The 14140-nt window shown below is 62.0% G+C and carries 16 protein-coding genes and 3 pseudogenes; 5 read left to right on the top strand and 14 right to left on the bottom strand.

Annotation, left to right across the window (positions count from 1 at the left end):
- Positions 1–38: 38 nt before the first annotated feature.
- From AC0V8S_RS25655 to AC0V8S_RS25645, 3 genes are read right to left on the bottom strand one after another with little or no spacing between them, the layout of a single operon-like run.
- The gene (locus tag AC0V8S_RS25655; protein WP_475434204.1) at positions 39–563 is read right to left on the bottom strand and encodes a hypothetical protein; all 525 of its coding nucleotides are present in this window, start codon (positions 561–563) and stop codon (positions 39–41) included.
- Positions 560–2488, bottom strand: a complete 1929-nt coding sequence (gene purL / locus AC0V8S_RS25650) for a phosphoribosylformylglycinamidine synthase subunit PurL (protein WP_475438696.1) — start codon at positions 2486–2488, stop codon at positions 560–562. The genes AC0V8S_RS25655 and purL overlap by 4 nt, the downstream gene beginning before the upstream one ends.
- Positions 2401–2790, bottom strand: a complete 390-nt coding sequence (locus tag AC0V8S_RS25645; RefSeq protein WP_475434202.1) for a hypothetical protein — start codon at positions 2788–2790, stop codon at positions 2401–2403. Before AC0V8S_RS25645 ends, purL begins: the two co-directional genes overlap by 88 nt.
- 255 nt (positions 2791–3045) lie before the next feature.
- Between AC0V8S_RS25645 and AC0V8S_RS25640 the strand changes: the two genes are divergently transcribed.
- On the top strand, positions 3046–3210 hold the full coding sequence (locus AC0V8S_RS25640; RefSeq protein WP_475434200.1) for a hypothetical protein: 165 nt from the start codon (positions 3046–3048) through the stop codon (positions 3208–3210).
- Positions 3211–3226: 16 nt separating this feature from the next.
- Here AC0V8S_RS25640 and AC0V8S_RS25635 read toward each other — a convergent pair.
- A pseudogene (locus tag AC0V8S_RS25635) lies at positions 3227–4638 on the bottom strand (aminotransferase-like domain-containing protein).
- Positions 4639–4731: 93 nt separating this feature from the next.
- Here AC0V8S_RS25635 and AC0V8S_RS25630 point away from each other — a divergent pair.
- The gene (locus tag AC0V8S_RS25630) at positions 4732–4983 is read left to right on the top strand and encodes a DUF1127 domain-containing protein (RefSeq protein WP_475434198.1); all 252 of its coding nucleotides are present in this window, start codon (positions 4732–4734) and stop codon (positions 4981–4983) included.
- Between the two features lie 25 nt (positions 4984–5008).
- Here the strand turns inward: AC0V8S_RS25630 and AC0V8S_RS25625 are convergent, their stop codons facing one another.
- The 8 genes from AC0V8S_RS25625 to purC form a co-directional block, all read right to left on the bottom strand.
- The gene (locus AC0V8S_RS25625) at positions 5009–5650 is read right to left on the bottom strand and encodes a Pr6Pr family membrane protein (RefSeq protein ID WP_475434196.1); all 642 of its coding nucleotides are present in this window, start codon (positions 5648–5650) and stop codon (positions 5009–5011) included.
- Positions 5651–5652: 2 nt separating this feature from the next.
- Positions 5653–6060 carry a hypothetical protein gene (locus AC0V8S_RS25620; RefSeq protein ID WP_475434194.1) on the bottom strand — a complete coding sequence of 136 codons (408 nt, stop codon included), beginning with the start codon at positions 6058–6060 and terminating at the stop codon, positions 5653–5655.
- Positions 6057–6722 (bottom strand): glutathione S-transferase family protein, encoded by a 666-nt coding sequence (locus AC0V8S_RS25615; protein WP_475434193.1) that lies wholly within the window; start codon positions 6720–6722, stop codon positions 6057–6059. The genes AC0V8S_RS25620 and AC0V8S_RS25615 overlap by 4 nt, the downstream gene beginning before the upstream one ends.
- 70 nt (positions 6723–6792) lie before the next feature.
- Complete coding sequence (purQ, locus tag AC0V8S_RS25610) at positions 6793–7461, bottom strand: phosphoribosylformylglycinamidine synthase subunit PurQ (RefSeq protein WP_183458645.1); 669 nt, start codon at positions 7459–7461, stop codon at positions 6793–6795.
- Entirely contained in the window at positions 7458–8009 is a 552-nt protein-coding gene (locus AC0V8S_RS25605; RefSeq protein WP_475434192.1) for an RNA 2'-phosphotransferase, read from the bottom strand. The genes purQ and AC0V8S_RS25605 overlap by 4 nt, the downstream gene beginning before the upstream one ends.
- Before the next feature lie 101 nt (positions 8010–8110).
- Entirely contained in the window at positions 8111–8365 is a 255-nt protein-coding gene (locus AC0V8S_RS25600) for a hypothetical protein (protein WP_475434191.1), read from the bottom strand.
- 19 nt (positions 8366–8384) lie between these two features.
- Positions 8385–8627: a phosphoribosylformylglycinamidine synthase subunit PurS gene (gene purS, locus AC0V8S_RS25595; protein ID WP_475438695.1), complete on the bottom strand. Its 243-nt coding sequence runs from the start codon at positions 8625–8627 to the stop codon at positions 8385–8387.
- A gap of 35 nt (positions 8628–8662) precedes the next feature.
- Positions 8663–9457: a phosphoribosylaminoimidazolesuccinocarboxamide synthase gene (purC, locus tag AC0V8S_RS25590; RefSeq protein WP_027028673.1), complete on the bottom strand. Its 795-nt coding sequence runs from the start codon at positions 9455–9457 to the stop codon at positions 8663–8665.
- 275 nt (positions 9458–9732) lie between these two features.
- Between purC and AC0V8S_RS25585 the strand changes: the two genes are divergently transcribed.
- Positions 9733–10053 (top strand): DUF1476 domain-containing protein, encoded by a 321-nt coding sequence (locus AC0V8S_RS25585; protein WP_475434189.1) that lies wholly within the window; start codon positions 9733–9735, stop codon positions 10051–10053.
- A 339-nt stretch (positions 10054–10392) separates the two neighbouring features.
- Entirely contained in the window at positions 10393–11166 is a 774-nt protein-coding gene (locus tag AC0V8S_RS25580) for an HpcH/HpaI aldolase family protein (RefSeq protein ID WP_183458650.1), read from the top strand.
- A gap of 19 nt (positions 11167–11185) precedes the next feature.
- Here AC0V8S_RS25580 and AC0V8S_RS25575 read toward each other — a convergent pair whose 3' ends face one another.
- A complete protein-coding gene (locus AC0V8S_RS25575) occupies positions 11186–11740 on the bottom strand; it encodes an RBBP9/YdeN family alpha/beta hydrolase (RefSeq protein ID WP_183458652.1) in 555 nt (184 codons plus the stop codon).
- 245 nt (positions 11741–11985) lie between these two features.
- Between AC0V8S_RS25575 and AC0V8S_RS25570 the strand changes: the two are divergent.
- A pseudogene (locus AC0V8S_RS25570) lies at positions 11986–12797 on the top strand (VOC family protein).
- A gap of 305 nt (positions 12798–13102) precedes the next feature.
- On the opposite strand, the pseudogene AC0V8S_RS25565 reads toward AC0V8S_RS25570, so the two are convergent.
- A pseudogene (locus AC0V8S_RS25565) lies at positions 13103–14058 on the bottom strand (IS5 family transposase).
- Positions 14059–14140: the final 82 nt, after the last annotated feature.

Genomic DNA, 14140 nt, shown 5'->3' with positions numbered 1-14140 from the left:
ATTGAAGCCGTTCCGTCCGGCACCAGCGTGATTGTCACCTACGAGGTAGTCTCATCCGGATGGGCAGTATCGGCTGCGGGGTCGTCTTCGCGCATCGAGAAGGCGCGGCCAAGGCTGAAGACCAGCACATAGAGCGGGATGTTGACGGCCAGATTGGCGATAGGCAGGTAGCTGGTCATTTGCCAGGCTGGCGAGAAGAACGGCCGGCCGTAGCCGTCGCAGACAAGCGAAGAGCCATATTCCCACAGGGCTCCCAGGACGGCCGCGACGGCGAAAAGCTTGATGCAGGTCACGACCCGGCTTGCCCGCGCGGGCTCCGGCAAAAGCCGGCTCCAAAGCACGAGGCAGACGATCGGAACCGCATAGATAAGGTTCTGCGGGACCAACATGGGCAGCGTGCCATTGGCCGAAGCCAGGAACTGCTCACGCCTTTCCAGTAGCGGGCAAACCTCGCTAGAGGTCGTCGACAGCAGGAAAAAGACGAACGGCCCGAGGAACCAGAAGAAGAACAGCGACGGCCAGAAAACGACTGCAAGCAGCGCCCGGGCAGCCAGTGTGCTCAACTGGCCTGGTCCATGAAGCGGGGGAACCAGCCTTCGTGGGCAGCCTTCAGGTCGCTGACCGGGATCGCCCTGGCGTCGCCGAGTCTCAGCGTATCGCCGCCGGTCGAGCCGATCCACGGTGCGAAAATGCCGAGTTCGCCCTGCTGCTTGCGGATGGCGTCCCATTCGTCGCCATGCGGATCGATCGACAGCGTCAGCAGATAGCGGCCCTGGTCCTCGCCGAACCAGACCGGGATCGGATCGGTGCCGACAAGGCCAGGAACGGTCGCGCCAATGCCCGATGCCATCGCCATTTCGGCCAGCGCCACCGCGATGCCGCCATCGGAAACGTCATGCGCAGCGGTGACAATGCTGGAGGCGATCAGCGAGCGCACATGATCGCCGACGCGCTTCTCATGCGCGAGGTTGACCGGCGGTGGCGGGCCGTCCGTGCGGCCATGGATGTCCCTGAAATAGACCGACTGGCCAAGATGCGTGCCCCAGGAGTCGGGCGCGCCGACCAGCAGGATCATCTGGCCTTGCGCGGCAAAGCCGGTGCGCACCATTTTCGACCAATCGGCGATCAGGCCGACGCCGCCAATGGTCGGTGTCGGCAGGATGCCCTGGCCATTGGTCTCGTTGTAGAGCGAGACATTGCCCGACACGATCGGGAAGCCGAGCGCGCGGCAGGCATCGCCGATGCCTTTCACCGCGCCGACCAGTTGGCCCATGATCTCGGGCCGTTCCGGATTGCCGAAATTGAGGTTGTCGGTGGCGGCCAGCGGCAAGGCCCCGGTGGCGGTGAGGTTGCGCCAGCATTCGGCCACGGCCTGTTTTCCGCCCTCATAGGGATCGGCCTCGCAATAGCGCGGCGTCACGTCAGAGGAGAAGGCGAGCGCCTTGGTCGGATGGCCTTCCACCCGCACCACGCCGGCATCGCCGCCGGGGAGCTGCAGCGAATTGCCCTGGATTAGCGTGTCGTACTGCTCCCAGACCCAGCGGCGCGACGACAGGTCCGGGCCCCCGAGCAGTTTTAGCAGCGCATCGGCAACATCGGCCTGTGGAATGTCATTGGCGGCGAGCGGCGCCGGCTTCTTCGGCTCGACCCAGGGGCGGTCATATTCCGGCGCCTTGTCGCCGAGATCCTTGATCGGCAGATCGGCGACCTGGTCGCCCTGGTGCAGCACGCGGAAGCGCAGGTCGTCGGTGGTCTTGCCGACAATGGCGAAGTCGAGGCCCCATTTGTGGAAGATCGCCTCGGCTTCCTTTTCCTTCTCGGGGCGCAGCACCATCAGCATGCGCTCCTGGCTTTCCGACAGCATCATCTCATAGGCGCTCATGCGCTCTTCGCGCACCGGCACCTTGTCGAGATCGAGCTCGATGCCGAGGTCGCCCTTGGCGCCCATCTCGACCGCCGAGCAGGTGAGGCCGGCCGCACCCATGTCCTGGATGGCGATGACGGCGCCCGACGCCATCAGCTCAAGACAGGCCTCGAGCAGGCATTTTTCGGTGAAGGGGTCGCCGACCTGCACGGTCGGGCGTTTCTCGTCGATCTTGTCGTCGAATTCGGCCGACGCCATGGTGGCGCCGCCGACGCCGTCGCGACCGGTCTTGGCGCCGAGATAGACGACCGGCAGGCCGACGCCCTTGGCTTCCGACAGGAAGATGGCGTTGGTCTTGGCGAGGCCCGCGGCAAAGGCGTTGACCAGGATGTTGCCGTTGTAGCGGGCGTCGAAATTGACCTCGCCGCCAACCGTCGGCACGCCGAAGGAATTACCGTAGCCGCCAACGCCGGAAACCACGCCGGCGACGAGATGCCTGGTCTTGGGGTGATCGGGAGCGCCGAAGCGCAACGCGTTCATCGCCGCGATCGGCCGCGCGCCCATGGTGAAGACGTCGCGCAAAATGCCGCCGACGCCGGTCGCCGCTCCCTGGTAGGGTTCGATGAAGAGGGGTGGTTGTGGCTTTCCATCTTGAAGACGACGCAGTCGCCGTCACCGATGTCGACCACGCCGGCATTCTCGCCCGGCCCCTGGATGACCTGCGGCCCGGTGGTGGGCAGCGTGCGCAGCCACTTCTTCGAGGATTTGTAGGAACAGTGCTCGTTCCACATCGCCGAGAAGATGCCAAGCTCGGTAAAGCTCGGCTCGCGTCCGACGAGATCGAGGATGCGCTGATATTCGTCGGGCTTCAGCCCGTGCGCGGCGATGAGCTCTGGGGTGATCGGCACGGAATTGGAAATGGTCATGGGCGGCGATTTATGTCCATGGAGCGGGGATTTTGAGTCCCCTCTTATCGCAAGCTTTGCGGCCGATACACCCGTCGATCGAGGAAAAAGACAGAAAGCAACAAGGTGATGATCGGGGCGGGTCCGCACCGGGCCTTGCAGGCGCCCGTCGGGCCAGCGGTCATCGGCGAGATCACCGTGAGGAATGCAAAGCCGAATGAGGAACGCTATGGCATCCCGGCCGTTGGGTCTGAGACCATTCAGGAGATCCAGACCATGGCTACCAAGCAAGGCAAGAAAGACAATCGCCTCTCGGACAAGGAGGCCATGCATATTGCAGAGACCACCGACGTTTCGCCCGGACAGGCCAAGGAACTGGCTGAAAGGCACGGCAAGGACAAGGCCATGAAGGAAGCGGCCAACTTCAAGGCCGAGGGCTGACCCGCGTTCGGTTCGCTCAGGAGAAGCTGTCGTAGCCGGCGCGGCCCTCATCGAGAAGCCGCCGGATGACCGCAACGCCGTTGGCGACATCGCCGCGCTGCCTCGGCTGCGAGGTGCCGAAGCGGACCCCATGAAAGACCTGTTCGGAGCGGCCTGCCTTGAACTCGTCCTCGTCGTCGATCAGCACGCCGTGTTCGAGGCAGGCATTCTTGAAGGTGCCGGAAAGCCAGGGGTCGGGCAAAGTCAGCCAGACAAAGGGCACCTTGTCGTGTGACTTGAACGCGAAGCCGGCCAAGGTCTCGCGCACGATCGCGATGCGGGCGCTGATTTCGGCGATGCTGCGCTTGCGGATATCGCTGGCCTGACCGGAGAGCACCAGCCGGGAATTCACCTCCGCCAGCAGGAAGGGCATGCCGCCGGTCATCATCTTGTGGGCGACACGGATACGGTGGCGATAGGCAGGCGGGCAGGAGAGCCAGCCGCCGCGCATCCCGGCCGCGACCGATTTCGACAGGCCGCCAGCAACGATGGTTCTCTCTGGGCATATTCGGCGAGCAACGGTGTCGGGTCATCGGTCAGGTGGCCATAGAGATCGTCCTCGATCAGGACGACATTGTACTCGCGCGCTATCCCCGCAATTGCCTCGCGGCGCGCTGCCGACAGCGTCACCAGCGTCGGATTTTTGGCCGTCGGCATCAGGAAGATCATTCTGGGATGCTTTTGCGCGCAGACGCGCTCGAAATCGGCCGGATCGAGGCCTTCCTCGTCCGACGCCACCAGCGCGGTGCGCCGGCCGATCAGCCCGGCACTGCGGGAGATCTGCGAATAGGTGAGGTGCTCGAAGGCGACATAATCGCCGGGCGTTGTGAGTGCCGCGATCGCCGCCATCACCGCGGCATGGGTGCCGAGCGTCGGAACAATGCTGTCGGCGGCAGGGCGGAAGGCGTTTCGCGCCAGCCAGCGCGCGCCGGCATCGTACCAGCGGCCCGGAAAATCGCGCGTATAGCTTGAAATTTCATGGGGATGATCCTGCGCGGTGCGCGATAGCACATCGGCAACATCAGTGCCTTGGCCGACATCGGGGGCGGCCGTGCTGTCGAAACGCAGCTTGTCCTGGGGCGCATCGACGTAGCGCGTGCCTTCCACGCCGACGTCGGGTGCCTCCGGTTTCACGCCCTCGGCGCGCTGGCCAAGCACATAGGTTCCACGCCCCACTTCGCCGCTCACCAGCCCGCGTTCGCGCAGCAATTGATAGGCCCGGCCGACCGTGCCGACGGTGGTGCCAATGTCATAGGCGAGGTCGCGCTGCGGCGGCAGTTTTGTTCCGGCACCGATCACGCCCTGGTCGATGCCCGCTTCGACCGAGTCCGCAAGACGTTGATAGAGCGGCCCGGCGCCGACGGTCAGATCTGGAAGCCAATTTGTCATGGTGACAATTTTCTATATTGCACCGGAATATAAGTCAATACATATCAATCGCACATCAAAAAGGGTGCAATTGAGACATTTGGCAGAAAGAAAATGGATACAATCGCGACACTCCCTCATTCAAGAACCGCGTTTTCAAGCGAGGCGCTGCGCCCGTCCGGCCAGCGCGGCTTTGTCGGCCGTTTGCTGCGCGTGGTCCGGTCGTTGCCACGATGGATCGACCATTTGCTGGAGCGCCGGCGCGGCCGGCTGGCTTTGCTGGAGATGACCGACGATCAGCTCAAGGACATCGGCATCTCCCGCTGCGATGCCCATCGCGAGGGCATCAGGCGTTTCTGGGATTAGAGGCCAATTCTAACGAACCCATGTCTTAACGGACCCGTTTGGCCCCGCGATGGCCGATGCCGCGATCGATAAAAACGGCGACGACGCAGATCACCAGGAACAGCGCGGTGACGGCCAATGCCGCAATGGCGACACTGGCTACGCCGTTCTTGGCGACATCCAGGAAGGGGTAGGGCACCTCGCCTGCAAACGGCGCTCGCGCCAGAGCATAGGCCAGATAGGCGATGGGATAGAGCACCCACCAGGAGATGTCGCTCCACCGCGTTCTGCCATCGGCGCCTGCTATCAGCCACCACAGCACGAACAGCACCGGCGTGACGTAGTGCAGCAGCACATCGCAGAGCAAGAACAGTCCTTGCGGCTGCCAGAGCCGTGCCAGAACCGTGGCATAGACGATGAAGACCAGGGTGATCGAAACCGCAACCCCCGCACGCATCCGTGACCCGGCGAAGGCCGGCAGCCAGGCATAGCCGGTGGATGACAGTAGCGATGTGTGCACCAGCACAGCGCCAATGTTGGTCAGGATGGTGAAGAAACTGAACAGAAAGACGATCGAGCCCAGCAGGCTGCGCCCGGCTTCCATCGACGCTGGAATGCTGATGCAGAACTGCAGGACGAGACCAGCCAGACCGATGGCCAGCCCCACCTTCTGCAGGAAACGGCCCATGGTCAGGCGGTCGCGGCACAGGCCGGATTGCCGGCTTGCCAGCGGGCAATGTCCGAGCCGATGCGCGCGCCGAGCGGGTCGTTCATCAGCGGGCCGAAGGCGTCGACGCGGCTCGAATTGCCTTGCGCCTGCACGACCAGCAACGGTTTGCCGCCATAATGCTTGGCTGGCACCAAAAGGAAACGCGGTGTGCCGCTGAACGAGTTCAGCTCATTGGCCATCTGATATTGCTTGAAGGCCGGGTCCTTGCTGGCGATCCAGCATTTGTGTGCGGCGATTGCCACCTGTTCCATGGCCAGAAGCGCCGCACTTTTGCCCGAGGGGGCGGGCGTGCTCTTCGGGGTCGACTGGCACGAGGCCAGGGCAAAGCCTGCCGCGGCAACCAGGGCGATCGTCTTGCTCTTGATCAAGCGGCACCCATCTCGAGATCGGACAGGAAGATTTTCAGGCCGTCTGTCATCTCGCCCCATACGCGCGACAGTGCCGGATGCTGCGAAGCGATCTGCTCATAGGCGTCGAATTTGGGATAGGTGTCGAGCAGGTCGTGGCGGCCTGTCATGGCGCGGAAATTGTTGAAGATGAACCGGGTCGGCGTCAGCCAGGCGTCGGCGAAGCTGATGTCGTTGCCGAGCGCGAAGGGGCCTTGCGCCATGCGCGCCTCGATCGCCGCCAGCCCGTGATGCAGGCGGGCGAATTGGGCGTCGATCTCGGCATTGTTGCGCTTCGGCACGAAATGCAGCTCGAAAAGCTTCATCGTCGGCGTCAGCACGTCGAGATCGGTGATGCGGGCGAACATGCGCACCAGGGCGCGATCCTTGGAATCGGGCGGCAGCAGCGCCGGTTCCGGAAACCGCTCCTCGAGGTATTCGGCGATGACAACCGATTCGACGATGGTTTCGCCCGAGCCGGTGATCAGCACCGGAATCCGGTTCATCGGCGAGATGGCGCGAAACTCTTCGGGGATCGGAAAACCCGGCGGCGGCGCGATGATCTTGAGCGGCACGTCCTTGATATAGGCCAGCGCCCGCACGATCGACGAGTAGGGCGACAACGGCCGCGAATAGAGTTTCATGACCGTCTCTCTCCCCAGAGCAATGGACGTGATGTCCTTGTAAACTTTACCGCATTTGCGGCTGAAATCGTCAAGCGGCGATGCCGAGCGCGCCTTCGAAAAGGGCACGGCCGTCGCTGCCGCCATGGGCGGCTTCGATCAGGTTTTCAGGATGCGGCATCAGGCCAAGCACATTGCCTTGTTCGTTGATGATGCCGGCAATGTCGTTGATCGAGCCATTGGGGTTGGTACCCTCGGCATAGCGGAACACCACCTGGCCTTCACCTTCGAGGCGGGCAAGTGTTTCGGCGTCGGCGAAGTAGTTGCCGTCGTGGTGCGCCACCGGCGAGCGGATGATCTGGCCCTGCCCATAGCGGCGGGTGAACATGGTGTTGGCGTTGGTGATTTCGAGCTTGATCTGCCGGCAGACGAACTTCAGCGAAGTGTTGCGCATGAGCGCCCCCGGCAGCAGGCCGGCCTCGACCAGGATCTGAAAACCGTTGCAGACACCGATGACGGTGACGCCCTTGGCGGCCTTTTCGGCGACCGCCCGCATCACCGGCATGCGCGCCGCGATCGCGCCGCAGCGCAGATAGTCGCCGAAGGAGAAGCCACCCGGAATGGCGATCAGGTCGACATCCGGGATTTCTGTGTCGGTCTGCCAGACGGTGACCGGCGGTTTTCCCGAAATCTTGGTCAGCGCCGCGATCATGTCGCGGTCGCGGTTGAGGCCAGGCAGGAGGACGACGGCGGATTTCATGGCAATTCCCGTTCGAGCATCTGAGTGAGATACCGGGGTGAAACGTGGTTGGTCAACCAGACACCGTTGTCGGAGAGAAAGAATGACGCCCCGTCCCTCGCCATGGTTGCCGAGTCGACCTGCAGGATAACACTTTTTCCGGCGCGGCGCCGCGCGACGACCAGAGCGGTTTCGACATCCTTTGACAAGTGAACATGCTGGCGTGACTGGCTGGTCAGGCCTTCGCGCAGGATGGCGGGGAGAAACGCTTCCTTGGTGCCGTGATAGAGCAAATCAGGCGGAACCGACGGCGGCAGGCCGAGATCGACATCGACGCTGTGGCCCTGCACGGCACGGATGCGATTGCCTTCGACGGCAAAGCGTTTCTTTGGATTTTCCTCGACGACTCGTAAGACATCGACAGTTGAAGCGCCGAACTTCGTCTGGATGACCGCGCAAAGCGCATCAAAATCGGCCCAGCCGTTTTCGTCGAGCGACAGCCCTGCCTCCTGCGGTGCGTGCCGCAGGACCAGGCTCATGAATTTCGAGATTTGGGTGTCACCGGGCATTTCAAAGACAAGGATAGTGCTGGGGGCGAGGTCTCGATGCTGATCTTGAGGATGGTGGTCGAGACCGCAGTCACGTCGCGGAAGCAGGACGACGGCTGATCTCATTTCGGTTCGTAAGGCCTTTGTGCTTCAGCGAGTTCGCGCAATTCGAGGCGCTGCTCAATTCGTTCAAGACGTTGATCAATACGACCTGTTATCGCGTAGATGTTGTTGACGTCCGTTTGCGTGCTCAACGCCTGCAACCTGATAGCAACAATCTCGTGCTTGACTTCGCTTAGACCGTTCTCAAGTCGATCCATCCGTGAATGGATTTTCGTGAGAAGTTCGTACATCAGTTCATTCGTGACTTCAGGCATCCGTGCCTCCGGCACAACCCTAGGTAAGTGTCACACTATAGTTCTCAATCACCGTGTTCGCCAGCAGCTTGTCGCACATGGCTTTCAGGTCTGCTTCGGCCTTGGCCTTGTCGGTCTCGGCCAGTTCGACGTCGAACACCTTGCCTTGCCGTACCGCGCCGACGCCATCAAAACCCAGGCCGGACAAAGCGTGTTCGATCGCTTTGCCCTGGGGGTCGAGAACGCCGTTCTTGAGGGTGACGGTAATGCGGGCCTTGATCACGCTGGACATGCTCCTGTTCTAATATCGGTCTTGGTTCAGTGCGGCTTGCCTTTGACGCCGTCGGTCGAGGCGACAAGCACCGGACCGGTGGGGCGCGGCGGCTCATTCTCGTTCATGATGCCGAGACGGCGGGCGACTTCCTGGTAGGCTTCGACCAAGCCGCCCATGTCACGGCGGAAACGGTCCTTGTCGAGCTTGTCCTGCGTCGCCACGTCCCACAGGCGGCACGAATCCGGCGAAATCTCGTCGGCGACGACGATGCGCATCATGTCGCCTTCGAACAGGCGGCCGCACTCGATCTTGAAGTCGACGAGCTGGATGCCGACGCCCATGAAAAGGCCGGAGAGGAAATCGTTGACGCGGATGGCGAGTGCCATGACGTCGTCGATCTCCTGCGGGCTCGCCCAGCCGAAGGCCGTGATGTGTTCTTCCGACACCATCGGATCGTCGAGCGCATCGGCCTTGTAATAGAATTCGATGATCGAGCGCGGCAAAACGGTGCCTTCCTCGATGCCGAGGCGCTTGGACAGCGAGCCGGCGGCGACGTTGCGCACCACCACTTCAAGTGGGATGATCTCGACTTCCTTGATCAGCTGCTCGCGCATGTTGAGCCGGCGGATGAAGTGGGTCGGAATCCCCATGCGGTTCAAGTGGTTGAAGATGTACTCGGAAATGCGGTTGTTGAGCACGCCCTTGCCGTCGATGACCTCGTGCTTCTTCTTGTTGAACGCGGTTGCATCGTCCTTGAAGAACTGGATCAGCGTACCCGGTTCCGGTCCTTCATAGAGGATCTTGGCCTTGCCTTCATAAATGCGGCGGCGATTTTTCATCTGATTTTTTCTCTGGATTTGCGGGCAGGCGGCAAGCGACCAGTTCCTGTCCGTCCGCCTATATTAGTGCGGCGACGGCGGGGTTCAATGCCGGGTCTATCCCAATCACATCGTTTGCTCAATCGGCAAATCCTTCCAATCAACCGCTTTTGGGACTGAAATGCCGCAGCGCAGCATATGACGAAGCGTATTGACCGGCTCGCGACCTTTTGGTTTGTGCTTTGGCAACACACATATCACTTGCCAACGAATCGGATTTGACCCGGAGGGACGCCATGAGCAGCATGAAAGACCGCGAAGAGGGCTTCGAGCGCAAATTTGCATTCGACGAGGAGCTTCGGTTCAAGGCCTCGGCCCGCCGCAACAAGGCGCTCGGCCTGTGGGCCGCCGAAAAGCTCGGAAAGTCGGGCGCTGACGCTGATGCCTACGCCAAGGAAGTCGTTGTTTCCGACATAGAGGAAGCCGGCGATCACGACGTGTTCCGCAAGATCCGCCTGGATTTTGATGCCGCCGGTGTCGAGCAGTCGGACCATCAGATCCGTCGCACCATGGACGAACTGATGGCGCAGGCGATCGAGCAGATCAAGAACACCTGATTCCGGAGCAGGTTCCGCAAAAGTGTCCCACGGTTTTGCGGCAGAACCTGCGACAAACAAAAGGAAGCAGGTTCCGCAAAAGTGTCCCACGGTTTTGCGGCAGAACCTGCGACAAACAAAAGGAAGCAGGTTCCGCAAAAGTGTCCCACGGTTTTGCGACAGAACCTGCAACAAACAAAAGGAAGCAGGTTCCGCAAAAGTGTCCCACGGTTTGCGACAGGACCTGCGGCGAAAAGAATGACTGGACCAATCGACCGCCCGGCCAAGCCGGGCGGTTTTTCTTTGCGTTTGCCGCGGTTTCCGGCTGAAACTGTGATCCTTAACAAGGAAAGAGATTAGATGTCCCTGAAGTCCCGTCTTGCCGCCGATGAAACGCTGGTCACCGCATGGTCGGGCGTGCCGGACGCCTTGACCGTCGAGATTCTCGCCAAACAGGGCTTCGATGCCATCACGCTCGACATGCAGCATGGCGGCCATCATGAGGACAGCGTGCTGCGCGGTCTCGTGCCGGTGCTCGCCGCAAATAAGCCGGCGCTGGTGCGCATCCCGGTCGGCCGCTTTGACATGGCAAGCCGGGCGCTCGATTTCGGCGCCGAGGCAGTCATCGCGCCGATGGTGAACTCGGTGGCAGATGCAAAGCTGTTCGCCGCGGCGATGAAATATCCGCCGCTCGGCGAGCGCTCGTGGGGGCCGACCTATGCCTTTCCGCGCCACGGCAAGGGCGACTATGCCGAATGGCTGCGCGACACCAACCAGCGCACGATGGCTTTTGCCATGGTCGAAACGCGCGCCGCACTCGACGCGCTGGACGGCATTCTCGATACGCCGGGCATTGACGGCATTTTCCTCGGCCCATCGGATTTCTCGATCGCCTGGAGCAACGGTACGATCGTCAATTCGACGCTGGAAAGCATGATGGAGACGATAGCATCGGTCGCCGAGCGCACCCGCAAGGCCGGAAAACATGCGGCGATCTATGTCGTCGAACCAGCAATTGCCGGCCGTGTTGTGTCGATGGGCTACCGCCTGCTCGCCACGGGATCTGAACATGCGCTGATCTCGCTGGGGGCAAAAACCTTGCTCAAGGACATCAAGGATTCGATCGGCGCCTGATGCGGCGCGACCATAGGCGCTACGCTTTCAGGTCCGTGAGGAACTTGGCGAAGGTCATGGATCCCTCTGGCCACGGTCCGAAGCCCGAATCCTGGTTGAGATGGCCGGTTTCGCCGGCATCGATGAACAGCGATCCCCAGGCGCCGGCAATGTCCTCGGCGACATCGAAGCCGCAGAACGGGTCGTTGCGGCTGGCGATTACGATCGATGGAAAAGGCAGTGGCTCACGCGGGTAGGGGCCGAAGGTCATCAGGTGCTTTGGCTTGATCTTGGGATTGGCGACATCGGGCGGCGCCACGAAGAAGGCGCCGGCGACCGGCTTCTGAAATTGCGGGATGGCCTGCACCGCCGCGGCGACCCCAAGCGAATGCGCGACGATGACGACGGGCCGCTCGGCCTCGTTGACGGCTTTGGCCACGCTCGCCGTCCAGTCCTCGCGCACCGGTTTCGACCATTCCGCCTGCTCGACACGCCGCGCCGTCGACAGTTTCGACTGCCAGCGGGTCTGCCAATGCTCCGGTCCGGAATTGGTGTAACCCGGAACGATCAGGATATCTGCGTCTTTGACTTTCATGGCGCTGAGATAGCGAGCGCGATTGCCTCATGCAACCGTCGATGGACAAGCTCTCGATCACAATGGTGAACACCATGTTCGCTTTTCGCTGTCTTGTGTGAACGATCGCGATAGACGATCTGTCGTCAGGAGAGAAACAGCCGTGGAGGACCGGGATTTTGGCGCTGACACGACGTACAATGATCGGCGGCGCCGGGTTCCTGGCTTTGGGAGCTTCATCAAGCGTTGCCGCAACGGAGACAATGATGAGCGAACTGCCATTTGCCGCCACCACCCCGGTGAGCGTTGCCCGCGTCGGGCTGAAGGCGCGCGATGCTGAAAGCCTCGCTGCCTATTACCGCAGTGTTGTCGGGCTGCAGGAGCTGAGCCGTGCCGATGGCGCGATCACGCTCGGCGCTGGCAGTCGCCCCTTGCTGGTGCTCGAGCCGGACACCGCCGCCAAGCCGGACGATCCGCGCAGCGCCGGCCTGTTCCATACGGCTTTTCTGCTGCCCAGCCGTGCCGATCTCGGCCGCTGGATCAACCACGCCATATCAGACAAGATCGCCATTGAGGGGGCTTCGGACCATCTGGTCAGCGAGGCGCTGTACCTGACCGATCCCGAAGGCAACGGCATCGAGATCTATGCCGACCGCCGTCCGCAGGACTGGAAATGGAACGGCGACAAAATCGCCATGGCGACCGAGCGGCTGAATATTCCGTCCATTGTCGCCGAAGTCCCGGCAGGCGATGCCGGCTGGCAAGGCGCGCCGGAAAACAGCATTGTCGGCCATGTCCATTTGCGCGTCGGCAGGCCGGAAGAGGCCGAGGCCTGGTGGAACCAGGAATTCGGCTTCGACACGGTGGCCAATATGGCGGCCAGGCCGTGTTCCTGTCGTCCGGCGGCTATCACCACCACATCGGCGCCAATGCCTGGCAGAGCGCTGGTGCCGCCCGCCGCGACCCGTCCCGCTCGGGCCTCGCCTGGGTCGAGATGCGTTCGGACAATGTAGCCAGTGAGAGCGTCCGCGAAGATCCGTGGGGCACGGTGATCAGGACTGTTCCTGGAAAGGCGTGATTTGAGGGGCTGCGCCAAGCTGGAGCACCCCTCATCCGTCTCGGCGCTGCGCGCCGATCCACCTTTCTCCCACAAGGGGAGAAGGTAAAACCTACCGCTCGCGGCTCAGCAAACCTCGATCGCTAATCATTGGCGGCAAGGTTGCCGCAGTCTTCCCTTCTCCCCTTGTGGGCCTGTTGCGCAGTTACTGGGAGGAACGGCGGGGGAACAGGATCAGCGGGCTATTGCTGGTTCTTAGGGGTTGAGGTCTGGTTTCGATGTTTGAGGTGGCGGTTCGGCCTTGGCTGGCCGGATTGTGGACGCACCTATCCCGTGATGGCGGCCCATCGGCGCATGTTGAAAGCGATGGCCGCCATTGTCACCTGACCAGCAGCCTTGGCCAACCCGATGTAGCGGATCGTGGTCAGCTTCATGCGGTTCTTGAGCGTGGCGAAGGTGGTCTCCACCGCTGCTCGCCGTCTGGCGATCAGGCGATTGTAGTGCTTGAGCCGCGGCGGCAGCGCATGATGCTTGTTGGGGCGCCGTGCAATGCGCACCTTCTTGCCGGCCGCCCTGAGCCGAGCACGGCGGGCATGGGTGTCATAGGCTGCGTCTGCCCATACCGTCTTCTCATCACCGCAGATCAAGTGATCAGCCACGACCGTGTCGTTGACGTTGGCCGGTGTCGTGATCACCGTGCGGATCAGGCCAGAGCCTTCATCCACCCGACATGAGCCTTGTAGCCGAAGGTAAGGCCGCTCTTGCCCTTGCGTGCTGTGACGCGGGCGTCCGTATCCTGCGACGGCCGCTCGGGTGTCGGCGGCGTCGAGACCGCATCAATCAGCGTGGCATCCAGCATCGTACCGCGCTTCAGGATCACGCCGGCCTTCTCCAACTGCCGGTCCAGTTCGCCAAACAGCTTCTCCATCAGCCCTTCGCTGACAAGCAGATTGCGAAAACGCGACAGCACCGTGTGGTCGGGGATTGTATCGTCCAGCCCCAGCCCAGCAAAGCGCCGGAACGACAGCCGATCGCCCAGCGCTTCCTCTAACTCGCGATCCGACAGTCCGTAGAGCGATTGCAGCAACAGTGCCTTGAACAACACCAGCGGCGGCCAGGCAGCTCGACCCGGTCCACCATCGCGCAGCGCATTAAGCAGCTTCTCGAACCGGTACCACTTCACCAGACCCGACAGACGGTCGAGTGGCGAAGAACCCCCCGTCAGCTTGTGGCCCAGAAAGGCCTCCGCCAAGCTCAACTGTCCAGTCTGCTTCACCGCCATCGCGATTCCTCCGAGCTCCCTCTCAGAGAATCACAACCAGCGAATTACGCAACAGGCCCCTTGTGGGAGAACGTGGCCTCGC

The sequence above is a fragment of the Mesorhizobium oxytropidicola genome (assembly GCF_056174625.1).
The sequence above is the reverse complement of the archived record's forward strand: the minus strand, read 5'-3'. Positions and strand labels throughout refer to the sequence as shown.